The following is a 22285-nucleotide window of genomic DNA, read 5'->3' as shown; positions in this document are numbered from 1 at the left end:
ATTGCCAGGCAATCCGCTGTAATGGAGGTATTTTATGAAATATGCATTGGGTAAAAAGATTGGCATGACCCAAGTCTTTACCGAAGAAGGCGTACAAGTTCCCGTCACCGTCGTGGCGGTTGAACCCCAAGTGGTAGTTCAAAGAAAGACCAAAGACATTGACGGTTATGAAGCGATTCAAGTCGCTGCCGGCACCGTAAAAGAAAAACGCGTCAACAAGCCTTTAAAGGGCCACTTCGACAAGGCCGGTGTGGAATACAAACGGGTGCTCCGTGAATTCCCCTTGGCTGAGGGCGAAGAGTTCAACGTCGGCGACACGCTGGACGTGACTGTCTTTGAAGAAGGCGACAAGGTCGACATTACCGGTACCAGCAAGGGTAAAGGAACCGCCGGTCTGATTAAACGCCACAACTTCGGTCGCGGCCGTGAAACCCACGGTTCTAAATTCCACAGAATGCCCGGTGGTATGGGTGCTGCATCCTACCCGGGCCGCGTATGGAAGGGCCACCGCATGATGGGTCGCATGGGGAACGAACGGGTCACCGTTCAAAACCTCGAAGTTGTACGTGTCGATGCCGACAACAACTTCCTTTTAATTAAAGGTGCCGTTCCCGGACCGAAAAACGGACTCGTTCGCGTTCGTGCCACGGTTAAAAGCGGTAAATAAGCGAGAGGAGGACACTAACAATGACTAAGTTCCAAATGATAGATATGGCCGGTAAGTCCTTAGAAGAAATCGAACTTTCCGACGATATCTTTAATGTAGAAATTAACGAACACGTCGTCTATTTGGTCGTGAAGAATATTCTCGCCAACAGACGTCAAGGTACACAGTCCGCCAAAACTCGCGCAGAGGTTCGCGGCGGCGGCAAGAAACCCTGGAGACAAAAGGGTACTGGCCGTGCAAGACAGGGCTCCATTCGTTCGCCCCAATGGCGCGGCGGCGGCATCGTCTTTGCACCGAAGCCGAGAAGCTATCGCTACACGACGCCGAAGAAGGTTCGTCGTTTAGCCATGAAGTCTGTTTTAACGGCAAAGGTTCAAGAAAAAGAACTGATCGTCGTAGACAAATTCGCCATGGACGCTCCCAAGACCAAGGCACTGAGAGATGCACTGGCCAACATGGGTGCCGCTGACAAGGCGTTGATCGTCACGGCAAACAGCGAACAAAACATCGTATTAAGTGCAAGAAACTTACCGAGGACGGAAGTTTCCACGGTCGGCACCTTGAATGTTTACGACATATTGAAATACGATTCCCTGATCCTCACCAAGGATGCGCTGGACAAAATCGTGGAGGTGTATAACTAATGAAAAACTTTGATATCATCATTCGTCCTATCATTACCGAACAATCCATGCAAGACATGGAGGCAAACAAGTACACATTTGAAGTAGCGAAGACGAGCAACAAATCGGAAATTAAAAAGGCCATCGAATCGATCTTCTCCGTTAAGGTAGCGAAGGTCAACACGATGAACATGACGGGCAAGGTCAAACGTCAAGGCATGAATATCGGCAAGCGTCCCAACTGGAAAAAAGCCATCGTCACCTTAACGGATGACTCCAAACCGATTGAATTCTTCGACAGCATGCAATAAGCCTAAGGAGGGACATTCATGGAGATCAAAAGATATAAACCGACGACGAACGGCCGCAGAGGCATGACCGTCGCCAGTTTCGAAGAAGTTACCAGAAGCAAGCCTGAAAAAAGCTTGGTTGTAAGCCTCAATAAATCGGCAGGCCGTAACGCACACGGCCGCATCACCAGTCGCCACAGAGGCGGCGGTGCTGCTAAGAAATACAGAATTATCGACTTTAAGCGTTCGAAGGACGGCATTCCCGCAAAGGTCGCTCACATCGAATACGACCCGAACCGCACGTCTTACATCGCTTTGTTAAACTATGCGGACGGCGAAAAGCGCTACATCTTGGCTCCAAAGGGCTTAAAGGTCGGCGACAAGGTGGAATCCGGCGAAGATGCAGACATTAAGATCGGCAACGCCCTTCCTCTGCACGCTATCCCCATCGGTACCACGGTACACAACATCGAAATGACCCCCGGCAAGGGCGGCCAAATCGCTCGCGCCGCAGGTACCTCGGCACAGCTTTCCGCTAAGGAAGGCACGATGGCTCAGCTCCGTCTGCCCTCCGGCGAATACCGCCGCGTCAGCGTCAACTGCCGCGCCACCGTCGGTACGGTAGGCAATATCAGCCACGAGCTGATCAACTTAGGTAAGGCCGGTAAGAAACGTCACCTGGGCATTCGTCCCCACGTTCGCGGTTCCGCTATGAACCCTGTGGATCACCCCCACGGCGGTGGTGAAGGTCGTACGCCGATCGGTCGTCCTTCCCCGATGACACCCTGGGGCAAGAAGGCTCTGGGTCTTAAGACGCGTAAGAAGAATAAGAAGAGCGATCGTTACATCGTTCGTCGTAGAACGAAATAAGGGAGGAGGAAGTAATGTCCAGATCCATTAAGAAGGGCCCCTTCGCAGATGAACATCTGTTAAAGAAGATCGACGCCCTTAACGAAACAAACAAAAAAGAAGTGGTAAAAACTTGGTCTCGTCGCTCGACGATCTTCCCGGAAATGGTGTCTCACACCATCGCCGTTCACGACGGAAGAAAGCACGTACCGATTTATATTACCGAAGACATGGTCGGCCACAAGCTCGGCGAGTTTGTTCTGACCAGAACCTACCGTGGTCACGCTGGCAGCGAAAAGACCACGAAGATGTAAGGAGGAGTAACGAATGGAAGCAAGAGCAATTGCAAAATACGTGCGTATTTCTCCTTTGAAGGTTAACTTCATTTGCGCTGAAATTCGCGGTAAGCAAGTGGATGAAGCCCTGGCGCTTTTGAAATTCACACCGAAGCGTGGTGCGCGTGAACTATACAAGGTTCTTCACTCTGCCGTCGCCAATGCGGAAAACAACCTGAACCTGGATCGCGAAGATCTCATCGTCAAGGAAGCTTACGCAAACGACGGTCCGACAATGAAACGTTTCCGCCCGAAAGCAAAGGGCATGGCGTATCCGATTCTGAAACGCTCCAGCCACATCGGCGTTGTCGTTTCCGAAAGAGAATAATAAGGGGGAGAAGAATGGGTCAAAAAGTAAATCCGCACGGTCTTCGTGTAGGGATCATTAAAGATTGGGATTCCAAATGGTATGCCGACAAAAAAGACTTTGGAGATCTCCTCGTCGAAGACAACAAGATTCGTAAATACATTAAAAAGAATTTATTCCAAGCCGGCGTATCCCGCATCGAAATCGAACGGGCAGCCAACAAGGTGAAGATTTCCATTTCCACGGCAAAGCCCGGGATGGTCATCGGCCGCGGCGGCACCGGTGTCGAAGAGCTTCGTCAAGAGCTTGAAAAATTAACCGGCAGAAGCGTCGTCATCAATGTGGATGAAATTAAGAATCCCGACTTGGATGCGACTTTAATCGCCGAAAACATTGCAGCACAATTGGAACGCCGTATCGCCTTCCGTCGTGCCATGAAACAAACCATTCAACGTGTTATGCGCTTAGGCGTTAAGGGAATCCGTACCCAATGCTCCGGCCGTTTAGGCGGCGCCGATATGGCCCGTCGCGAAGGCTACAGCGAAGGCACCATTCCCCTTCAAACCTTGCGCGCAGACATCGATTACGGTTTTGCCGAAGCGGACACCACTTACGGAAAGATCGGTGTCAAGGTATGGCTCTATAAGGGAGAAGTTCTTCCCGAAGCGCCCCAAGGACGCAGAAACCGTAGAGACAACAGACGTCGCGGCAACAACGACAAGCGCCGCGGTGGAAACCGCAGAAATCAAGGCCAAGGCCAAGATAGACGGTAAGTGAGGAGGAAAGCACTATGTTAATGCCGAAAAGAGTAAAATATCGGAGACAACATCGCGGGAGAATGAAGGGCGTTGCACACAGAGGCAACACGCTCACCTACGGTGACTTTGGCATCCAAGCATTGGAACCGACCTGGATCACTTCCAATCAAATCGAGGCCGCACGTCGTGCCATGACCCGTTACATTCGTCGTGGCGGGAACATTTGGATCAAAGTATTCCCCGACAAACCGGTTACTGAAAAGCCGGCCGAAACACGGATGGGTTCCGGTAAAGGGGCACCCGAGTATTGGGTAGCCGTCGTCAAGCCGGGCCGCGTCCTGTTTGAATTAGGCGGCGTCGAAGAAGAAGTTGCCAGAGAAGCCATGCGCCTTGCAGCCATGAAGCTTCCAATTAAGACGCGCTTCATCGCCAAGAATAAGGAAGAAAGTGAGGGCGATAGTCATGAAAATTAAAGACATCCGCAATTTATCCGGTGACGAGCTGAATAAAAAGGTGTCCGAGTTGAAGAACGAGCTCTTTAACCTTCGCTTTCAACTTGCAACAGGTCAATTAGACAATCCGGCGACCATTAAGCGTGTGAAAAAAGACATTGCACGCGTCAAGACCATCCAAAGAGAGCGCGAGCTCAATATGGAAAAGGAGGCGTAACTTATGGAAAGAAATCAACGTAAAGTGATCTCCGGTAAGGTCGTAAGCGATGCCATGGACAAGACGATTGTCGTAGCCGTCGAGACCTTCAAGAGTCACCCGATTTACAATAAACGATTCAAAAATACGAAGAAATACAAGGTGCACGACGAGAACAACGAAGCAAGTGTCGGCGATACCGTACGCGCAATGGAGACACGTCCCCTTTCGAAGGACAAGAGATTCCGCCTCGTCAAAATCGTAGAAAAAGCGAAATAAGGAGGTTCTCGGGATGATTCAACAAGAAACCAGATTAAGAGTTGCTGACAACTCCGGCGCGAGAGAACTGGGCGTAATTAAGGTATTAGGCGGTACGAACCGTCGCTATGCCAATATCGGCGACATCGTCGTTTGTTCGGTCAAAAATGCAACACCCGGTGGCGTTGTTAAAAAAGGTGCCGTCGTCAAGGCGGTCATCGTTCGTTCGAAAAAGGGCATTCGTCGTTCCGACGGAAGCTACATTAAGTTCGACGACAACGCAGCCGTCGTCATCAAGGACGATAAAAATCCCCAAGGTACCCGTATTTTCGGGCCGGTAACCCGCGAGCTCAGAGGCGATAACTTTATGCGTATCATTTCCTTGGCTCCGGAAGTTCTTTAAGGAGGTGGCATAGAATGCGCATCAAAAAAGGAGATACCGTCGAAGTCATTTCCGGCAAGGACAAAGGCAAGAAAGGAAAAGTCGTTCGTACTTTCCCGAAGCTTGACCGCGTCGTCGTCGAAGGTGTCAACATTGTGACGAAACACGAAAAACCGAAAGGACCGCAAAATCCCGGCGGCATCAACAAGGTTGAAGCCCCGATTCACGTATCCAATGTCATGTATTACGATACTAAAACCAACAAGAGAAGCCGCATCGGCTACAAGGTTGAAAACGGCAAGAAGGTACGCGTCTTAAAGTCCTCCGGCGCTACGATTTCTGATAAATAAGGAGGCCTGTGATGACATCGAGATTAAGAGAAAAAATTACTAACGAAGTCGCACCTGCTTTAATGGACGAGTTTAAGTATGAAAATACCATGCAAACTCCTCGTCTTGAAAAGGTCGTGATTAATATAGGACTGGGCGAAGCTAAGGACAATCCGAAAGCACTGGAAAGTGCCGTGAGCGACCTGACCTTAATCGCCGGCCAAAAACCGATTATTACCAAGGCGCGTAAATCCATCGCAAACTTTAAGCTGCGTGAAGGAAACGCCATCGGTTGCAAGGTTACCCTGCGTGGTGACAGAATGTATGATTTCCTCGACAAGCTGATGAACGTCGCCTTGCCCCGCGTCCGCGACTTCCGCGGCGTGAAGCCGACGGCATTCGACGGCAGAGGAAACTACGCACTGGGACTCAAGGAACAATTGATTTTCCCGGAAATCGAATACGATAAAATCGACTCGTTGCGCGGCATGGATATCATCATCGTGACAACCGCCGAAACAGACGAAGAGGCAAAGTCCTTCCTCGAAAAGATGGGCATGCCTTTTGCAAAGAAGGAGGGTTAAACTGTGGCAAAGAAATCCATGGTAGCTAAGCAAAAACGTAATAACAAGTACAGCGCTAGAAACTATACCCGTTGCAAAATTTGCGGACGCCCTCACGCAGTGCTTAGAAAATACGGCATTTGCAGAATTTGTTTCCGTAAACTGGCTTACGCAGGACAAATCCCCGGCGTAAGAAAGGCCAGCTGGTAAAGCTAACCGAAAGGAGGAATTGATTATGATGACAGACCCTATTGCAGATATGCTTACGAGAATCCGTAATGGCAACGATGCAAAACATAAATCTGTTGAGATTCCCGCTTCGAAAATAAAGGCGGAAATCGCCCGTATCCTTCTCGAGGAAGGCTATATTAAAGGCTACGATCTTATTGAAGAAGGTCCCCAAGGCAAAATTAATGTAGAATTAAAATACGGAAGAAACGACGAAAAAGTAATCAGCGGCATGAAGCGCATTTCCAAACCGGGCCTTCGCGTCTATGCGAAGAATTCGGAAATCCCCAAGGTATTAGGTGGATTAGGAATCGCCGTCATTTCCACATCGAAGGGAATTATGACGGACCGCGATGCCCGCAAGGAACAAGTTGGCGGAGAAGTTCTCTGCTACGTTTGGTAAAGGAAGGAGAAAAAGATGTCCAGAATCGGAAAAAATCCTATCGAAATCCCTACCGGCGTAGAAGTGAAGCTTAACGGCCATGTGGTCGAAGTGAAGGGCCCCAAGGGCAGCCTTCAAACGGAAGTCGACCCGGCCATCAGCGTGGCTGTCGAAGACAACCAAGTGCTCGTCACCCGTCCCAACGATGATAAGAACATTCGCGCCCTTCACGGGCTGTATCGCACCTTGATCGCCAACAATATCGAAGGCGTCGTCAACGGCTACGAAAAGAAAATGGAAATCATCGGCACCGGTTACCGTGCACAAAAATCCGGCAACAAGCTGAGTCTGAACCTCGGTCACTCTCACCCCATCGAGCTGACCGATCCGGAAGGTATCGAAGTGGAAGTACCGTCCAATACTGAAATTATTGTACGGGGTATCGATAAGCAAAAAGTCGGCGCTTATGCGGCTCATATTCGCAGCTTCCGTTCGCCGGAACCCTACAAGGGCAAAGGCATTCGCTATGTTGATGAATACGTCCGCAGAAAAGTCGGTAAGACCGGTAAGTAAGAAAGGAGTGGAGTGTTTTGTTTAAAAAAGTTGATCGCCAAGGCAATCGAAAAGCGAGACATATTCGCGTCAGACAGAAAATTAACGGAACGGAATCCAAACCTCGTCTTGCCATTTACCGCAGTGCGCACCATTTATACGCTCAACTGATTGACGATGTAAACGGGAAGACATTAGCCAGTGCTTCCACCTTGGACAAGTCCTTGGGTCTTGAAAGCACGAAGAACGTAGAAGCGGCCAAAGCCGTCGGTGAAGCCATCGGAAAGAAAGCAAAGGAAAACGGCATTGAAGAAGCCGTCTTTGACCGCTCCGGTTACGTCTACCACGGTCGTATTGCCGCTTTAGCCGAAGCTGCTCGCGAAGCAGGACTGAAGTTCTAAGGAGGGAAAGATTGAACCGTACGAAAAACAATACTAGAGATAGAGACACGGAATTCGACGAAATTGTCGTAGCTATCAACCGTGTTGCAAAGACCGTCAAGGGCGGTCGTAATATGCGTTTTTCTGCCCTCGTCGTGGTCGGCGACAGAAACGGCCGCGTCGGTGTCGGCACCGGCAAAGCCTTGGAAGTTCCCGAAGCTATTCGCAAGGGCAGCCAAGCAGCTAAGAAAAACATGGTGAACATTAACCTGGTCGGAAATACCATTCCGCACGAAATCACCGGGATCTTCGGTGCAGGTCGCGTGTTCTTAAAGCCGGCTCGTCCCGGTACCGGCGTTATCGCCGGAGGCAGCGTACGTGCCGTATGCGAGCTCGCAGGCATTAAAGACATCTACACTCACAGCATCGGAACCTCGAATCCGAGAAACACCGTCAATGCGACGATGGAAGGGCTTATGTCTTTAAAGACCGTTGAAAATGTTGCCAAGCTTCGCGGCAAAAGCGTCGAAGAAATTTTAGGATAGGGGGACAAAATGAGTACCATTAAAATTAAGCTCAAAAAAAGCCCCATCGGAAGAATCGAAAAACAAAAACGCACGATTAAAGCTTTAGGTCTCAGAAAAATCGGTCAAGTCGTCGAAAAACAGGACACCCCTCAAATTCGCGGCATGATCAAAAAAGTAGACTTTATGGTCGAAATTGTCGATTAAGGAGGTGGACGTAATGAAATTGCATGATTTAAGACCTTATGAAGGTGGAGGAGTCAAGGCAAAGAAACGTCTCGGTCGCGGTATCGGTTCCGGTACCGGAAAAACTGCCGGACGCGGTCACAAGGGCCAAAAAGCCCGTAGTGGCGGCGGCGTTCGTCCCGGCTTTGAAGGTGGCCAAATGCCTCTTTTCCGTCGTCTTCCGAAACGCGGCTTTACGAATATTTTTAAGAAGCAATATGCCATTGTCAATGTTGACGCATTGAACCAATTTGAAAATGGAGCGACTGTTACTTTAGATTCCCTGATTGAAAGCGGTTTGGTCAAACGCGCCGATGCAAAAGACGGCTTGCGTATTTTAGGTAACGGCGACATCAACGTTTCCGTTAACGTGAAGGCCAACCACTTTACTAAATCCGCTGCCGAAAAAATCGAAGCAGCAGGGGGAAAGGCTGAGGTGATCTAGATGATCCAAACCTTTAGAGATGCTTGGAAGATCCCGGAAATTCGTAAAAAGCTTCTCTTCACCGTGTTGATGCTTGTGGTCTTTCGTTTTGGTAGCCACATTCCCGTTCCTTTTATGGACCGCTCGGCCATCGCAAAGATCTTTAACCAACAACAAGGTGGTATACTCTCGTTCTTGGACTTAATGAGCGGCGGTAACTTCGGACATTTCTCTGTCTTTGCCACGAGCATTTATCCTTACATCACGGCGTCCATCGTCCTTCAACTGTTGACGATCGCCATACCCAGTTTGGAAGCGCTCAGCAAAGAAGGCGAAACCGGACGTAAGAAGATCGCAAAGTATACAAGGTATTTATCGGTTGCTCTTGCTGCCGTCCAAGCCATCGGTTACACCTACGGCTTCTATCGACAAGCAGTCAATACGAGCAACCCGTTCCAAGACGTAGTCATTATTCTCTCTGTCGTTGCAGGGAGTACCTTCCTGATTTGGATCGGTGAAATGATTACGGAAAAAGGGATCGGAAACGGGATCTCTTTACTCATCTTTGCAGGGATCGTAGCCAGATTCCCCGCTGATATATGGGCCTCCTTCCGCATGGCGGCAGCAGGCATGGTATCCTGGGCTTGGGTCGTTGTATTCATCGTCCTGGCCATTGCCATCGTCTTCTTCGTCGTCCTGTTAAATGAAGGGCAACGCAAGGTACCCGTTCAATACGCCAAGCGCGTCGTCGGACGGAAAATGTACGGCGGTCAAAGTACCCATATTCCCATTAAAGTTCTCATGAGCGGCGTTATGCCGATCATCTTCGCTCAAACCATTATGAGCATTCCATCGATTATCGTTATGTTCCAAGGCCCAAATTCCCAAGCGGCGAAATTCCTGACGAAATGGTTTACGCCGGCAGGTAGTATTGGGGTATTTATCTACAGTATCTTTATGGTTCTGTTGATCGTCTTCTTTACTTTCTTCTATACGGCCATCCAGTTTAACACGGTGGAATATTCCAAAAATCTGCAACAAAACGGCGGCTTTATTCCCGGCATCCGCCCCGGTAAGAAAACATCCGATTACCTGCAACAAATGGTCAATCGCCTCGTCTTCCCCGGCGCATTAGCTCTGGCCCTCTTATCTGTCTTGCCTACGATTTTAGAAAAAGTCACGGGCATGCACTTCAGCTTCGGGGGAACCAGCTTAATCATCGTCGTCGGCGTTATTATGGAAACGGCTCGAATTTTGGAACAACAATTATTGATGCGACACTACAAGGGATTCCTAAAATAAGGAGGATCACATGAGACTAGTCATTTTAGGCCCGCCGGGCGCCGGCAAAGGCACTCAAGCGGCATCCATCGTTGACACGTACCAAGTGGTGCATATTTCCACAGGCGACATTTTCCGCGAAAACATTAAAAATGCCACGGAGCTCGGCAAAAAAGCGAAAAGCTTTATGGATCGAGGCGAACTCGTTCCCGACGAAGTGGTCAATGAAATTGTCGTGGATCGCCTGAAGAAGCCTGACGTAGCAGGCGGATTCCTTTTAGACGGCTTCCCGCGAACGGTGAACCAAGCGGTATCTTTGGATGCGGCATTGGAAGCCATGGGCACAAAGCTCGATCGCGTCATAAACATTCAAGTCGCCAGCGAACTTTTAATCAACCGCGCCGTCGGCAGACGGGTATGTCCCAGCTGCGGCAGAACCTACCACGTGACGAATCAAAAGCCGAAGGTGGAAGGCATCTGTGACGACGACGGAAGCGAACTGATTCAACGAGCTGACGATACGGAAGAAACGGTGAAGAAGCGCATCGACGTTTACGAAAGGCAAACTTCCCCGTTAATCGACTATTACAAAGCGCAAGGACTGTTACTGGATGTCGACGGTTCCAAGGGCATCGACGATGTATTCAAACAAATACGACTTGGGCTCGGAAACGAGGCCTAGTTGTCGATGATCGGAACCTCAGATATTAAGGTCGGTCAGGTAGTCATATCCAAGGCGGGCAGAGACAAGGAACAATTCTTTGTGGTCTTGGAAGTTATTGACGACAGATATCTTCTTCTGGCAGACGGCAAGAGAAGAACATTGGACAATCCCAAGCGGAAAAAGGCCATGCATTTGCAAAAAACCCATTCTCTTGTGGATCTGAAACCTGAGGATAGACCGTTAAACGATAGTTATATTCGTAAACAACTGTCTCGCTTCCAAGAGGCATAAGGAGGATGCAACCATGGCAAAAGAAGATGTCATTGAAGTGGAAGGCGTCGTAACCGATGCCCTGCCCAATACAAACTTTAAAGTCAAGTTGGAAAATGGACATGAAATTCTCGCTCATATCTCCGGCAAATTGCGCATGCACTACATTCGCATCTTGCCCGGCGATCGTGTGACCGTCGAGCTGAGTCCTTATGACTTGACCCGCGGACGTATTACCTGGAGAAAGAAATAGTTTAGGAGGGGACGAAATGAAAGTAAGACCTTCAGTTAAGAAGATGTGTGATAAATGCAAGGTCATCAAACGCAAAGGACGCGTCATGGTGATTTGCGAAAACCCGAAGCATAAACAAAGACAAGGATAGGGGGTGTTGGCATGGCAAGAATTGCTGGTATTGACTTACCGAGAGAAAAACGAGCTGAAATCGGGCTCACGTATATTTACGGCATCGGACGTTCCCGCGCCCAAGAAATCCTGACGAAAGCCGGCGTCGACTTCAACACGTATATTAAAGACTTGACCGAAGCGGAAATTGCTTCGATTCGTAAAGTTATTGACGACTACCATGTAGAAGGGGATTTGCGTCGTGAAGTCGCTTTAAACATTAAGCGTTTACGCGAAATCAACTGCTACCGCGGCATCCGTCACAAGAGAGGCCTGCCCGTTCGCGGTCAAAACACGAAGACCAATGCGAGAACGCGCAAGGGTCCGAAGAAGATTGTATCCAAGAAGAAGTAGGAGGGCTAAATGGCTAAACAAGGTAGAGCTACGCGCTCCAGAAAGAGAGTGCGCAAGAATATAGAAAAAGGACAAGCGCATATCGCTTCTTCCTTTAATAACACCATGGTGACCTTAACCGACATGAGCGGCAACGTTATTTCCTGGTCCAGTGCCGGCCAACTCGGCTTCAAGGGCTCCAGAAAATCCACGCCCTTCGCTGCACAAGAAGCGGCACAAGAAGCGGCAACCAAGGCAAAGGAACACGGCTTAAAGAGCGTTGAAGTATTCGTTAAGGGACCGGGCAGCGGACGTGAAGCTGCCATTCGTTCCCTGCAAGCGTCGGGCTTAGAGGTTACCATGATTAAAGACGTAACCCCGATTCCCCACAACGGTTGCCGTCCGCCGAAGCGTCGTAGAGTCTGATATAAAAACAGAACCCATCTCACGAGAAAGTCTCTACAGATCCATTCATAGGAGGGCGGATAACATGATTGAAATTGAAAAGCCTAGTATTGTAGTTGAACAAGTATCAAGCGACGGCAATAAGGGAAGATTTATCGTCGAGCCGTTGGAAAACGGCTACGGGATCACTTTAGGAAACTCCCTTCGCAGAGTGCTGTTCTCCTCGCTTCCGGGCTGTGCTGTTTCCTTCGTCAATATTCGCGGCGTCGAACACGAATTCAGCGTCATCGACGGCGTCTTAGAAGACGTACCGGAGATCATACTGAACATTAAAGGCATCGTGTTTAAAAGCGATCAAGACGAACCCGTGCGCCTGACCGTAGAAAAAGTCGGCGCCGGAGAGCTTGTGGCCGGAGACATTACCGTGCCCGCCGGTGTGGAAATCGTCAATCCCGAGCACCACATCGCCACCTTAAACGACGATGCGAACTTTTATATGGAACTCGTCATCGAGCGAGGCCGCGGCTACGAGCCCAGCGAACTGAAAAAAGACGAAATCACCGAAATCGGCGTCATCGCCGTGGATTCCAACTACACGCCTATTCGCATGGTGAATTGGAATGTAGAAAACACCCGTGTCGGTTTGCGTACCGACTACGATCGCCTGATCCTGGATGTGGAAACCGACGGATCCATGACAGCTGACGAAGCCACTTCTTTGGCAGCCAAGATTCTGATGGAACACTTGGATCTGTTCGTCTCTTTGACCGAAGAAGTCAACGACATGGACATTATGGTTGAAAAACCCGAAGGCAAAAAGGAAAAAGTCCTGGAAATGACCGTGGAAGAGTTGGATTTGTCTGTTCGCAGCTTCAACTGCTTGAAGCGTGCGGGCATTAACACCGTGAGCGAGCTTACGGCTAAAACCGAAGACGAAATGATGAAGGTTAGAAATCTCGGAAAGAAGAGTCTGGAAGAAGTGCAGGAAAAACTGGATGAACTTGGACTCTCTCTCAGAGAAAACGAAGAATAAAGGAGGAATCCATTGTGGCACAGTTGAGAAAATTAGGCCGCCCGACGCCCCATAGACGGGCTATGTTAAGAAACTTAACAACCGATCTATTGCGCGAAGGCCGTATCGAAACCACAGTGACCCGTGCAAAGGAAACCAAGCGCATGGCTGAAAAGATGATCACCCTCGGCAAACGAGGCGATCTTCACGCAAGACGTCAAGCCCTGGCTTACATCTTCGACGAATCCGTTGTAACGAAAGTGTTCGAAGAAATCGCACCGAAATACGCCGACCGTCAAGGCGGTTACACGCGTATTCTGAAAAAAGGTCCCCGTCGTGGCGATGGCGCAGAAATGGCCATTATCGAATTAGTATAACAGCCGGCTCAAACCCGGCTACATAGAGGCACTGCCCAAGGGCGGTGTCTTTTTTTGTGCCCATTTTCAGAAGGTGAAGGAATTTTTTTTCATAAGGGGGATCATCTCATACCTTTAGGTGATGGAAGATTGACGACGGTCGATTAGACTAACGGTAAAGAGGACGTGTCAATCATAGGTTTGAAAAATAGAGAAAGGAGGACCCTATGAAAAAGAAAAGCATGGCCCTTATGATCCTGACGGCATTAATTTGCATGAGTCCCTTTGTGGACACAAAAGCTTATGCCGAGGGCGAAAACGAAGTGTGCAATTGCGGCGAGGAGCACCTGCCCTTTACCGACGTGCCGGAGGACAGCTGGTACAGCTCTTACGTCCGATGGGCTTACTATGAAGGCATTATTAACGGACGAACGGAAACCAAATTCGACCCCAACGGCTATGTCACCATGGCCGAGGTAGCCACTATAGCGGCAAAGCTTCACGACAGATTGCTGGAAAGAAATACCCACTTTCAGGTGAATTCCACGTCGCCGTGGTACGGGCAATACCTGCGCTATTGTTACGAAAACGGCATTTACAGAAATCAAAAGGTCGCACGAGGCCAAGTGAAGCTCTATGCCTGTGAAAATTGGAACGCCCCCGCTAAGCGCAGGGACGTGGCGGGCATGTATGCCTACGTGGATCAGCGACCGGGCCGGGGTTTTTTGAATCCCGACGTCCCCTTGACGGACATTCCCGACGTGGATAAGGGCACGCCTCACCATCAAGAGATCCTGACCCTGTACCGCATGGGGGTGGCCGTAGGCGACGAATGGATGCGGTTCAATCCCGACGGCTATATCCGCCGCAACGAAGCGGTGGCCTTGGCCATACGCCTCTTGTATGACGATTCAAAAGTAGAATTACCTAAGGGATAAAAACATAGAAAAAGGAGGACATTATGGGATTTATTAAGGCATTCACCGGCGCATTGGGCGGAAGCTTCGCCGATCAGTGGAAGGATTTTTACATGCCGGCGGAAGGCGTTCCCGCTACGGCAGGTCTTTTTGCCGCCACGGCAAAGGGCACGAACCACGGCCGCGGCGAAAACACCAAGGGCAACGACAACATTATTACCTCCGGCAGCAAGATCATCGTGCCTGAGGGGACGGCCCTTATTACCATGGAAGACGGCGCCATTACCGGCCTCATCGCCGAGCCCGGCGGATTTATTTTCCAAAGCGAGGACGTCAACGCCCAAAGCATTTTCACCACGGAGGATCCCGTGGGGAGCTTGATTCAGTCCACCTGGGATAAGCTTCAATTCGGCGGCCAAGCCGGGGCGCAACAGCTGGCCTTCTACGTCAATTTAAAGGAGATCCCCAACAATCGCTTCGGCACCCAAAGTGAAATCTACTGGGACGACGCCTTCTTCGGCACCCAAGTCGGCGCCGTCACCCGAGGCACCTACACATTAAAGATCGTGGATCCCCTGCTATTTGTAAAAAATTTCGTGCCGCAAAAATTTTTAATCCAAAACGCGCCGGCCTTCGACTTCGGCGACTTGGACAACGACGCGGCGGAACAGCTGTTTAATGAAGTGGTGGGCTCTCTCTCCGCCGCCTTCTCCAACTACACCAACGATCCCTCCAAGGGCAATCGCATGAGCCGCATTCAGAGCGATCAAATGGGCTTTGCCAAAAGCCTCACCGACGCCGTGGAAGAAGGCTATCAGTGGAAGACGGAGCGGGGTCTTCAAATCGTGAAGACCGCCATCCTCGCCATGGAATACGACGAGGACACGAAGGCAATGATGAAGGACGTCAAGCGGGCCGATGCCCTTTCAGGCGCCCGGGGCAATTCCTTTATGCAACAATCCGTGGCCCGCGGCATGCAGGCGGCGGGCGAAAACGGTGGCGGCGCCAATATGGCCTTTATGGGCATGGGCATGGGCGCGGCAGGCAATGTCATGGGGGCCACACAGCAGCCTGTGAACCAAAACGCCGGCAATCAACAGCCCGCGGAGCCCGCCTCTCAGGCACAGGGAAATGCCGCCGGTGACCCGACGGAAAAATTGATTCAAATGAAAAAATTGCTGGATGCCGGCGTCATTACCGAAGACGATTTTAACAAGATCAAAGCGGAACTGCTGGGACTTTAGAGGTGCATCATGGCTGAAGACAAGATGAATGCCGCTGTAGCGGAAAAAGAACGCGATTCGGCCAACGGCCAGATCAAGTGTCCCAAGTGCGGCGCCACGGACATTCAAACGAATACGAAGACGGGGAAGCTGCGCTGTAATTTCTGTCGCCACGAATTTGAATTGATTCGCGCGGCAGACGATGAGGCCATCGAGACCTTAATAGGAAGCACGGTTCGTAGCGGGGCGCGGGACATCGACGCCGATGCCGGAGATGTCATCACCCTGAAATGCGAAAGCTGCGGTGCGGAGGTGGTCATCGACACCGCCTCCTCCACCCAAGCGCGCTGCCACTGGTGTCGCAACACCCTTTCCATTAACGACGTCGTCTCTAACGGCGCCGTGCCCGACGTGCTTCTGCCCTTCAGCGTTTCCAAAGAGGAGGCACAGGAGGCCATCGCAGGCTTCGTCGGAGAGCGAAAGAAATTCGCCCATCCGAAGTTCGCCAGGGAATTTACCACGGAAAATATTTGCGGCGTCTATTTGCCCTATATGCTGGTGGATGTGAACGGCCACATGAAGCTGGCCGGCGAAGGCGAAATTGAAACCAACAGCTACATGGTAAAAGACGACGACGGGGAACACATGGAATACGACGTGGACACCTACCACATCGAGCGGGATTACGACATTACCATCGACGATCTTGCCATCGAGTCCAGCAGCGACAAGCTGGACTACAAGTCCAAGACCAAGACCACGAATATCATCAATTCTATTTTGCCCTTCGATACGGAAAATTGCGTCAAGTACAATGCCAATTACCTGAAAGGCTACACCTCGGAAAAGCGTGACACGAATATCGAGGGACTGAAAGACGTCACCGACGCACAAAGTGCCGACGTGGCGCGGCTGGCCATTTTGGACACCCTGATGGATTACGACCGAGGCGTCCGCTGGAAGGATGAAGACTTTACCATTAAAGGCGACGCGTGGAAGGCGGCCTATTTGCCCGTGTGGCTTTACAGTTACCTCCAGGTCAAGGGCAAGAAACAACTGCTTCACTACGTGGCGGTCAATGCCAGAACCAAAGAGACCATGGGCAGCGTCCCTATTAACTACGGCAAACTGTTTTTCGCCTCCGTCCTCGTGGAAATTTTCAGCATCGTCGCCGCTGTTATTTTCCGAATTATTTTAGCCCTAAATCTCTTCGACGGAACCAAGCTCCAAGAGAACCGGGACATCGTCTGGTTCCTGCTTGTCGGCGGCTTTATCTACTTCTTCGCCATGGTGAAGAAATACAGAAACCAAGACGCCCGCCATACTTACGAATTCGAGACGAAGAGCGAAGTGACCAACTTGGACTGCGTGGATGAGTATTTGCACACGGAACACGGCGTCACGGGCACGCGAATGAAAAAGGAAAACTACATGGACTTAAAAGGCGACGACTTAAAGAAGATTAAGAAGAATAAGAAAAAGAAAGACAAAAAATAATTGCCCATAAAGAAAGGGGAGACAGTGATGAAAAAGACGCTTCGTAGAAAATGGCTGTGGCTCGTGCCTCTGCTTCTCTTCGCCCTGGCATTTAAGGCGCCGAAGGACGTGACGATCTATATTAATGAGGAGAGGATCGCGACGGATCAGCCGCCTGTGATCAAACATTCCAGAACCTTTGTCCCGGTGCGAGTCATTGCCGAAAATTTAGGGGCGCAGGTCTTCTACTTAAGTAATGAAAGAGCCGTGTCCATCGAAAAAGGGGACAAGATTATCTACATTCCCATCGGGAAGAAAGAAATGCGTGTCGGGACGGCCGAGAAAGCGGGGCCCGTGCCCTTGGATGCGCCGGCCTTTATAAAAAACAATCGCACCATGCTGCCTCTGCGCGCCATTGCGGAAATGTTCGATATGGACGTGGCGTGGGACGGCGAGGCGCGGGAAGTGACGATCACCTCACCCGACCGGTATTTAAAGAGCTATGTCAACGACAAAAATGCCGTGGAGGAAGTCTTGAGCCGCCTGAGAATAGAAGGCACCTTGGACGATAGCTACTACGCCACGGACATGCGGCCGGAGCTGGCAAACTTCAACGGTCAGGAAGTGCCCGGCTTTCTCGTCACCGTGCGCAGGGACAACCCCGTAGACGAAAACCTCACCGATCACGTGCGCCACTTCTTTATCAACAGATACGGCACCGAGATTTTGGAATACGATCCGGTGACCGACGGCTTTAAATTGGTGATCGGCGTCAATTAATTTATCTGAAGAGCTCGCGAAGGCGGGCTCTTTTTTGCATTAGAAAACCCCCGGTTAGACCGGGGGTTTCGTTTAGCTTTAGCGATAATTACCCGTTATTTCCAGCGTGATATGATGAGAGAGGTCTGCCAACCAATCACAATCAGGAGGAAATAATGACATCACTAAATCACACCCATAGTTTATCATACACAAAATGGAATTGTAAGTATCACGTAGTGTTTGCTCCGAAATATAGGCGAAAAGTATTTTATGGATCGAAGCGCTTAGAAATAGGCGCGATTTTACGCGAGTTATGTAGCTGGAAAGGCGTAAACATAATCGAGGCGGAAGTATGTCCGGATCACGTTCATATGTAACTAGAGATCCCACCCAAAATATCTGTATCTTCATTCATGGGCTTTCTAAAAGGGAAGAGCAGTATCATGATCTATGATCGATGGGGAGACATGAAATTTAAATATAGGGGAAGGCAGTTTTGGTGCCGAGGTTATTACGTCGATACAGCGGGAAAAAACGCTAAAAAGATTCAAGAGTATATACAAAACCAGTTGAAAGAGGATCAAATGAGTGAGCAACTAACCTTTGACACGACGAACCCCTTTAAGGGGTAGCCGAGTAACGTTAGCGCGGGCAGACCACCGACGCCCTTCAGGCGCAGCTAGTAATGCAGGCCCTTTGGGCCGAAAAAGGAAAACCCCCGGCTACGCCGGGGGATGTTTATTGTGCGACAACTATGCGGGCAATAAAAAAGCCGCGGAGAATTTTCCGCAGCTTTTCTTATTTGTCTTCGATGACGAAACCCGTGATCCGCGCCTGAATGGCCAGCTGAGTGCGGCTGATGAAGCCGGTCTTGTCCATTAAATGCTGGACGTGGGTCTTCACCGTGTTGAGGGAGATGTCCAATCGATTGGCGATTTCTTCGTTACCGGCGCCGGTGGTCAAGAGGCGCAGCACCTGAATCTCACGAGGCGTGAACTCCGTGGATCGGGCGAGGCCCAGCTGAATGATCGGCGTGGCCTCGGGATAGATGGACTCCCCTTCCAAGGTGCGGCGAATAATGTTGAGAATGGTCTCCTCCGACGCCTCCTTGTACCAGAAGCTGTCGATCCCGATTTCCTTTGCCCGCTCCATCCATGACACTTCGGGCATGCTGGTGACGGCGACGATTTTGAGATTCGGCTTTAATTTTTTTATTTTCTCCGCCGCATCCAATCCGTTGGATCCGTCCTGCATGAGAATGTCCATAATGACCAAGTCCAGCTTACGATTCAACACATAGGTATCGGCAAACATGGCCGTGTCCACGGTGTAAACCACCTCAAAATCCGGGCAGGTGTCGATGGTCAACTTAAACAGTTCCCGGGAGACATATTGATCGTCGACGATCATGATTTTATAGGTCACGGTAACCTCCTTTGGTCCAAGACAGATCCAGTTGAAAGCCCTCATCGGTGTTCACGGACAGCTCGCCGCCGTAATAGGCCAGGCGCTGGCGCATGTTCTTCAGGCCGCCCTTTTCCTCAATAGGGCCTTGAGGCGGCAAGCCGTCGTTGACGATGCGGCAGCGGAAAGTGGGGCCGTCGTTCTTTAAAGTGATTCGAATTTTTTTTGCGCGGCCGTGGCGAATGGCGTTGTTCATGGCTTCGTGGACCAAATCCACCAAGAGGAGCTGCTCCCGCTGCGAATCCGGCTGCTCGCCTTTTACGATGACCTCGACGCCGATATCCTCGGCCGTGGAAATCAGTTTTTCCCAAGACGTGGGCTCCTTCGGAACCTCTTTTCGATCGTCGAAGAGGAGGAGACTTTCCCTCCAAAGGGCCTCCAGCCGCCTCCGGTCTTCCGGCGTCTTGTCCGCCTTTTCCAAATAGCGCCTGAAGTAAATCAGGGATTGACCCAGGCGGTCGTGGATTTTTATCTTGGCCTGAAGATTTTCCTTTTGCCTGGTAAATTCGCCGATTTTTTCCTGATAGGCCTTTAAGTCGGCGTTCATCCGCCGGTTGGCTTCGGAAATTTTTTCGATTTGGGCATAGAGGGCCCACTCCAAGGTAATGTCGTAGGCCAAGGTCTCCTTTTCCAGACCGTGGTAAATGACCTTGATCTGCCAAACCTTGCCGTCGCTTTCTAAAATCAAAGGATCTCTTTTCAGTATTTTCGTCGCGGGATTGAAGCGATTGGCTTTGATATTGCGGGCGCAGATGACGTCGTTGACCAGTCGTTTGCCGAAAACATCGTAACTGATCTCCTGCATTTGGCGATTGACTAAAAGGGGCGTGCCGTCGAGCTTGGAAAAGCAAATGCCGTCGGGAAGATTGTCCAGGCTTTCTTTAATGGAGTTTTTTCCGATTTGGCTCTTTGTTATCGCTGAAATCTTTTTGTAGAGCAGCCCTTCCGAGAAAAGGATGAGCGCGTCATAGAGGATGAAAAGATAGAGGGGACAGGCGAGGAAGTACTTCCCGAGAAGCATCTGTCCTGAGCCGATTTCCGCCAGGATTTGTACCGGCGCAAGGCTTCCCAAGACCAAGAGCACGCTGACGAGGCAGAGGGCCGATCGCGGGAGCACATTGACCGCATCGATACAAGTATCCAAGCTGATCAGTAAAATAATTAAACCGCAGACAAAGAGAATGGCCATGGCGTGAACGGATAGATTTTGAATCATGCCCCCACCTCTCTTCCGAAGGTAAAGCTCCAAGCCTTCACCCCGTCTTCCGATTCCTCGGACATGGTCACGCCGCCTGCCGGAAAGAGCTCCTTCAATTCCTTTAAGAGAGAAATATCGGCGGCGGATTCCACATAGATGGCGAGACGATAGGTGCCGCCCTCTTCTTTTAAATGGACAAAGACGGCGGTGAGGGAAGACAAATTGCTTTCCAGGATTTTTTCGAAGGCGGCGTACAGGCCGATGCCGGGCGCGGCATCGACCCCGCCGGTGGCGTCCCAATGAACGGAGGTGATTTTGTTTTTCAGGCGCAAATAGTCCAGGGACTCCTCAAAGGACAGGCGCAGCTCGGAAAGGGGAAGGAAGCCCTTGTTCCTCGACAACAAATAGAGATTGGAAAACCGCTTGATGTAGACATTGAGTATGCAGGCGTCCTTTAAGGCGTCTTTATAGGCCTCCCTTTCATCGGGGAGGTGATCCATAATGGCCTTGAGCCCGGTGAATTGAGGCTGAAGCTTTCTATGGATGGTTTCTCGAATTTCCTTTTGCTCCCGCACCTTCGCCATTTTTTCCTGAAGCTTATTATTCGCCATAAGGAGCTCGTTTTCGCTGAGCATTTCCTCATTGGCCGCCACCAGCTGCGACTTCAGCCGGTTGAAGTCCGTGAGATCCGCAAACCAGAAGCAGGTGCCCCCTTGGATGGGCGAGCTTTCAAGAAGGGTGTTTTCGTTTACGGCCAGGGCGCGCTCTGATGCCCTTTTAACCTCTTCTGCATCGATCTTGGGGCCACGGGTCGGTTGAAGCACCATGTGCCCCTTTAAATCCATCATGCCCATGTTGAGAGAGGACATACTTAAAAAACTTTCGTAGCCTCTGTTGGAGGGAATGAGCCGGGCAAAGACCAAGGACTCGATAAACAAGACGACGGTGAGAATATTAAATTCCGCACTTTGAAAGGCGATCTTGACGTCGTGAAAGGGAGGCCAGTCGATGATGTAGAGAAGGGTGTAGAGAAAGCAAATCCCCAAAACCAAAAGGGGCAAGGAGATCGACTTCAGCCGCTTCTCCGCCAGGGATTGCTTCGACGTAATGACCAATGTCAGGGCGGCGAGAAGAAGAATATAGGCGTTGGTGAGCAAATAGACCGGCCCATATTGACGAAAGCCCGGGGCTTGACCGCCTGAAATGAAGACGAGGCCGTGGAGGTCGTTGGTCAAAATAAGAAGAATCAGAAGTCCCGTAGGAATCCACAACAAGTCCCACCTTTTGTCGATGGAATCTCTTTCCGAACGGCCCACGTTGAGGGAGGTGAGAAAGACCATGTGGACGACGGTGAGGATGAAAAAATAATAAATATAGCGGATCCGCGGCAAGGCGGCGGGGGAGTGAATCAGCACCTGATACTTCAGCGTGCGGGTTCCCAAATAGCCGATAAGCAGGATGGCGATGGCCTTAAAGCGCCGCGCCACCGATGCCTTTAAGACGCGATTTTCCATATTGCGCGCCCAAAGAAGAATCACCAGGGCGTAGAGAAAAAAGACCAAGGTGATGACGGTAAAGGGAAAAGCCTGCTTCTCGTCGAAAATATGTAGGAGTGCGGCGGAAGCAATGAAAAATACGGAACATACGTAGATGAGGATATCTTTGCGATACATAAGAGCCTCCCGTCGGAGCTTCGCGCGAGATGGCGCAAGGAAATTGCCTTGTTTCTTTATACGATTTTATTTCTTTTATTATATCAAGAAAAAGGGGACAATGCCCTTTCTTTATGGCGAGGAG

The 22285-nt window shown here is 50.4% G+C and carries 36 protein-coding genes and 1 pseudogene; 34 read left to right on the top strand and 3 right to left on the bottom strand.

The window, feature by feature from the left end:
* The first annotated feature begins 34 nt into the window (after positions 1 to 34).
* The 34 genes and pseudogenes from rplC (at position 35) to tnpA (ending at position 18458) form a co-directional block, all read left to right on the top strand.
* Positions 35 to 667: a 50S ribosomal protein L3 gene (rplC, locus tag BQ7397_RS08190; protein WP_077075587.1), complete on the top strand. Its 633-nt coding sequence runs from the start codon at positions 35 to 37 to the stop codon at positions 665 to 667.
* A gap of 20 nt (positions 668 to 687) precedes the next feature.
* The gene (rplD, locus tag BQ7397_RS08185) at positions 688 to 1311 is read left to right on the top strand and encodes a 50S ribosomal protein L4 (protein WP_077075586.1); all 624 of its coding nucleotides are present in this window, start codon (positions 688 to 690) and stop codon (positions 1309 to 1311) included.
* Positions 1311 to 1601: a 50S ribosomal protein L23 gene (gene rplW, locus BQ7397_RS08180; protein ID WP_077075585.1), complete on the top strand. Its 291-nt coding sequence runs from the start codon at positions 1311 to 1313 to the stop codon at positions 1599 to 1601. Before rplD ends, rplW begins: the two co-directional genes overlap by 1 nt.
* A gap of 18 nt (positions 1602 to 1619) precedes the next feature.
* A complete protein-coding gene (rplB, locus tag BQ7397_RS08175; RefSeq protein ID WP_077075584.1) occupies positions 1620 to 2450 on the top strand; it encodes a 50S ribosomal protein L2 in 831 nt (276 codons plus the stop codon).
* A gap of 14 nt (positions 2451 to 2464) precedes the next feature.
* Positions 2465 to 2743 carry a 30S ribosomal protein S19 gene (rpsS, locus tag BQ7397_RS08170; protein WP_077075583.1) on the top strand — a complete coding sequence of 93 codons (279 nt, stop codon included), beginning with the start codon at positions 2465 to 2467 and terminating at the stop codon, positions 2741 to 2743.
* A 13-nt stretch (positions 2744 to 2756) separates the two neighbouring features.
* Positions 2757 to 3092, top strand: a complete 336-nt coding sequence (gene rplV, locus BQ7397_RS08165; RefSeq protein WP_068456959.1) for a 50S ribosomal protein L22 — start codon at positions 2757 to 2759, stop codon at positions 3090 to 3092.
* Between the two features lie 14 nt (positions 3093 to 3106).
* Complete coding sequence (rpsC, locus tag BQ7397_RS08160) at positions 3107 to 3844, top strand: 30S ribosomal protein S3 (protein ID WP_077075582.1); 738 nt, start codon at positions 3107 to 3109, stop codon at positions 3842 to 3844.
* A gap of 17 nt (positions 3845 to 3861) precedes the next feature.
* Positions 3862 to 4302 carry a 50S ribosomal protein L16 gene (gene rplP, locus BQ7397_RS08155; RefSeq protein WP_068456965.1) on the top strand — a complete coding sequence of 147 codons (441 nt, stop codon included), beginning with the start codon at positions 3862 to 3864 and terminating at the stop codon, positions 4300 to 4302.
* Positions 4292 to 4498, top strand: a complete 207-nt coding sequence (gene rpmC, locus BQ7397_RS08150) for a 50S ribosomal protein L29 (RefSeq protein ID WP_068456969.1) — start codon at positions 4292 to 4294, stop codon at positions 4496 to 4498. The genes rplP and rpmC overlap by 11 nt, the downstream gene beginning before the upstream one ends.
* Before the next feature lie 3 nt (positions 4499 to 4501).
* Positions 4502 to 4756, top strand: a complete 255-nt coding sequence (gene rpsQ, locus BQ7397_RS08145) for a 30S ribosomal protein S17 (RefSeq protein ID WP_068456972.1) — start codon at positions 4502 to 4504, stop codon at positions 4754 to 4756.
* A gap of 13 nt (positions 4757 to 4769) precedes the next feature.
* On the top strand, positions 4770 to 5138 hold the full coding sequence (gene rplN, locus BQ7397_RS08140; RefSeq protein WP_068456975.1) for a 50S ribosomal protein L14: 369 nt from the start codon (positions 4770 to 4772) through the stop codon (positions 5136 to 5138).
* Between the two features lie 14 nt (positions 5139 to 5152).
* The gene (rplX, locus tag BQ7397_RS08135; protein WP_077075581.1) at positions 5153 to 5467 is read left to right on the top strand and encodes a 50S ribosomal protein L24; all 315 of its coding nucleotides are present in this window, start codon (positions 5153 to 5155) and stop codon (positions 5465 to 5467) included.
* Positions 5468 to 5478: 11 nt separating this feature from the next.
* Positions 5479 to 6030, top strand: coding sequence for a 50S ribosomal protein L5 (rplE, locus tag BQ7397_RS08130; protein WP_077075580.1), 552 nt, complete (start codon positions 5479 to 5481; stop codon positions 6028 to 6030).
* Positions 6031 to 6033: 3 nt separating this feature from the next.
* The gene (locus tag BQ7397_RS08125) at positions 6034 to 6219 is read left to right on the top strand and encodes a type Z 30S ribosomal protein S14 (protein WP_077075579.1); all 186 of its coding nucleotides are present in this window, start codon (positions 6034 to 6036) and stop codon (positions 6217 to 6219) included.
* Positions 6220 to 6244: 25 nt separating this feature from the next.
* Positions 6245 to 6640 carry a 30S ribosomal protein S8 gene (gene rpsH, locus BQ7397_RS08120; RefSeq protein WP_077075578.1) on the top strand — a complete coding sequence of 132 codons (396 nt, stop codon included), beginning with the start codon at positions 6245 to 6247 and terminating at the stop codon, positions 6638 to 6640.
* A gap of 15 nt (positions 6641 to 6655) precedes the next feature.
* Positions 6656 to 7192 (top strand): 50S ribosomal protein L6, encoded by a 537-nt coding sequence (rplF, locus tag BQ7397_RS08115; protein ID WP_077075577.1) that lies wholly within the window; start codon positions 6656 to 6658, stop codon positions 7190 to 7192.
* A 17-nt stretch (positions 7193 to 7209) separates the two neighbouring features.
* A complete protein-coding gene (gene rplR / locus BQ7397_RS08110) occupies positions 7210 to 7572 on the top strand; it encodes a 50S ribosomal protein L18 (protein WP_077075576.1) in 363 nt (120 codons plus the stop codon).
* 11 nt (positions 7573 to 7583) lie between these two features.
* Positions 7584 to 8096 (top strand): 30S ribosomal protein S5, encoded by a 513-nt coding sequence (rpsE, locus tag BQ7397_RS08105; protein WP_077075575.1) that lies wholly within the window; start codon positions 7584 to 7586, stop codon positions 8094 to 8096.
* A gap of 9 nt (positions 8097 to 8105) precedes the next feature.
* Positions 8106 to 8282 (top strand): 50S ribosomal protein L30, encoded by a 177-nt coding sequence (rpmD, locus tag BQ7397_RS08100; protein WP_077075574.1) that lies wholly within the window; start codon positions 8106 to 8108, stop codon positions 8280 to 8282.
* 13 nt (positions 8283 to 8295) lie between these two features.
* Positions 8296 to 8745, top strand: coding sequence for a 50S ribosomal protein L15 (rplO, locus tag BQ7397_RS08095; protein ID WP_077075573.1), 450 nt, complete (start codon positions 8296 to 8298; stop codon positions 8743 to 8745).
* A complete protein-coding gene (secY, locus tag BQ7397_RS08090) occupies positions 8746 to 10026 on the top strand; it encodes a preprotein translocase subunit SecY (protein WP_077075572.1) in 1281 nt (426 codons plus the stop codon).
* A 10-nt stretch (positions 10027 to 10036) separates the two neighbouring features.
* Positions 10037 to 10687, top strand: coding sequence for an adenylate kinase (locus BQ7397_RS08085; protein WP_077075571.1), 651 nt, complete (start codon positions 10037 to 10039; stop codon positions 10685 to 10687).
* A 6-nt stretch (positions 10688 to 10693) separates the two neighbouring features.
* Positions 10694 to 10960, top strand: a complete 267-nt coding sequence (locus BQ7397_RS08080) for a KOW domain-containing RNA-binding protein (RefSeq protein WP_068458459.1) — start codon at positions 10694 to 10696, stop codon at positions 10958 to 10960.
* Between the two features lie 13 nt (positions 10961 to 10973).
* The gene (gene infA, locus BQ7397_RS08075) at positions 10974 to 11192 is read left to right on the top strand and encodes a translation initiation factor IF-1 (protein ID WP_068368873.1); all 219 of its coding nucleotides are present in this window, start codon (positions 10974 to 10976) and stop codon (positions 11190 to 11192) included.
* A 16-nt stretch (positions 11193 to 11208) separates the two neighbouring features.
* Positions 11209 to 11322, top strand: a complete 114-nt coding sequence (gene rpmJ, locus BQ7397_RS08070) for a 50S ribosomal protein L36 (RefSeq protein ID WP_007556223.1) — start codon at positions 11209 to 11211, stop codon at positions 11320 to 11322.
* Between the two features lie 11 nt (positions 11323 to 11333).
* A complete protein-coding gene (gene rpsM, locus BQ7397_RS08065; RefSeq protein WP_077075570.1) occupies positions 11334 to 11696 on the top strand; it encodes a 30S ribosomal protein S13 in 363 nt (120 codons plus the stop codon).
* Positions 11697 to 11705: 9 nt separating this feature from the next.
* Entirely contained in the window at positions 11706 to 12101 is a 396-nt protein-coding gene (rpsK, locus tag BQ7397_RS08060) for a 30S ribosomal protein S11 (protein ID WP_068457014.1), read from the top strand.
* Positions 12102 to 12165: 64 nt separating this feature from the next.
* Complete coding sequence (locus BQ7397_RS08055) at positions 12166 to 13113, top strand: DNA-directed RNA polymerase subunit alpha (RefSeq protein WP_077075569.1); 948 nt, start codon at positions 12166 to 12168, stop codon at positions 13111 to 13113.
* Positions 13114 to 13127: 14 nt separating this feature from the next.
* Positions 13128 to 13469 carry a 50S ribosomal protein L17 gene (rplQ, locus tag BQ7397_RS08050; protein ID WP_077075568.1) on the top strand — a complete coding sequence of 114 codons (342 nt, stop codon included), beginning with the start codon at positions 13128 to 13130 and terminating at the stop codon, positions 13467 to 13469.
* Between the two features lie 206 nt (positions 13470 to 13675).
* Positions 13676 to 14386 (top strand): S-layer homology domain-containing protein, encoded by a 711-nt coding sequence (locus BQ7397_RS08045; RefSeq protein ID WP_077075567.1) that lies wholly within the window; start codon positions 13676 to 13678, stop codon positions 14384 to 14386.
* A gap of 23 nt (positions 14387 to 14409) precedes the next feature.
* Complete coding sequence (locus tag BQ7397_RS08040) at positions 14410 to 15609, top strand: SPFH domain-containing protein (RefSeq protein ID WP_077075566.1); 1200 nt, start codon at positions 14410 to 14412, stop codon at positions 15607 to 15609.
* Between the two features lie 9 nt (positions 15610 to 15618).
* Positions 15619 to 17085, top strand: coding sequence for a TFIIB-type zinc ribbon-containing protein (locus BQ7397_RS08035; protein ID WP_234970594.1), 1467 nt, complete (start codon positions 15619 to 15621; stop codon positions 17083 to 17085).
* Between the two features lie 27 nt (positions 17086 to 17112).
* Positions 17113 to 17844: a copper amine oxidase N-terminal domain-containing protein gene (locus BQ7397_RS08030; protein WP_077075565.1), complete on the top strand. Its 732-nt coding sequence runs from the start codon at positions 17113 to 17115 to the stop codon at positions 17842 to 17844.
* A gap of 155 nt (positions 17845 to 17999) precedes the next feature.
* A pseudogene (gene tnpA / locus BQ7397_RS08025) lies at positions 18000 to 18458 on the top strand (IS200/IS605 family transposase).
* A 166-nt stretch (positions 18459 to 18624) separates the two neighbouring features.
* On the opposite strand, the gene BQ7397_RS08020 reads toward tnpA, so the two are convergent.
* Genes BQ7397_RS08020 through BQ7397_RS08010 form a run of 3 tightly spaced genes read right to left on the bottom strand, consistent with a single transcriptional unit; the run spans position 18625 to position 22161 of the window.
* On the bottom strand, positions 18625 to 19251 hold the full coding sequence (locus tag BQ7397_RS08020; protein ID WP_077075564.1) for a response regulator transcription factor: 627 nt from the start codon (positions 19249 to 19251) through the stop codon (positions 18625 to 18627).
* Entirely contained in the window at positions 19241 to 20506 is a 1266-nt protein-coding gene (locus BQ7397_RS08015; RefSeq protein WP_077075563.1) for a sensor histidine kinase, read from the bottom strand. The genes BQ7397_RS08020 and BQ7397_RS08015 overlap by 11 nt, the downstream gene beginning before the upstream one ends.
* Positions 20503 to 22161, bottom strand: coding sequence for a histidine kinase N-terminal 7TM domain-containing protein (locus tag BQ7397_RS08010; protein WP_077075562.1), 1659 nt, complete (start codon positions 22159 to 22161; stop codon positions 20503 to 20505). The genes BQ7397_RS08015 and BQ7397_RS08010 overlap by 4 nt, the downstream gene beginning before the upstream one ends.
* Positions 22162 to 22285: the final 124 nt, after the last annotated feature.

It is taken from the genome of Aedoeadaptatus urinae (assembly GCF_900155585.1).
Lineage (GTDB): Bacteria > Bacillota > Clostridia > Tissierellales > Peptoniphilaceae > Aedoeadaptatus > Aedoeadaptatus urinae.
Note: the sequence above shows the minus strand (reverse complement) of the source record. Positions and strands in the feature narration are given on the sequence as shown.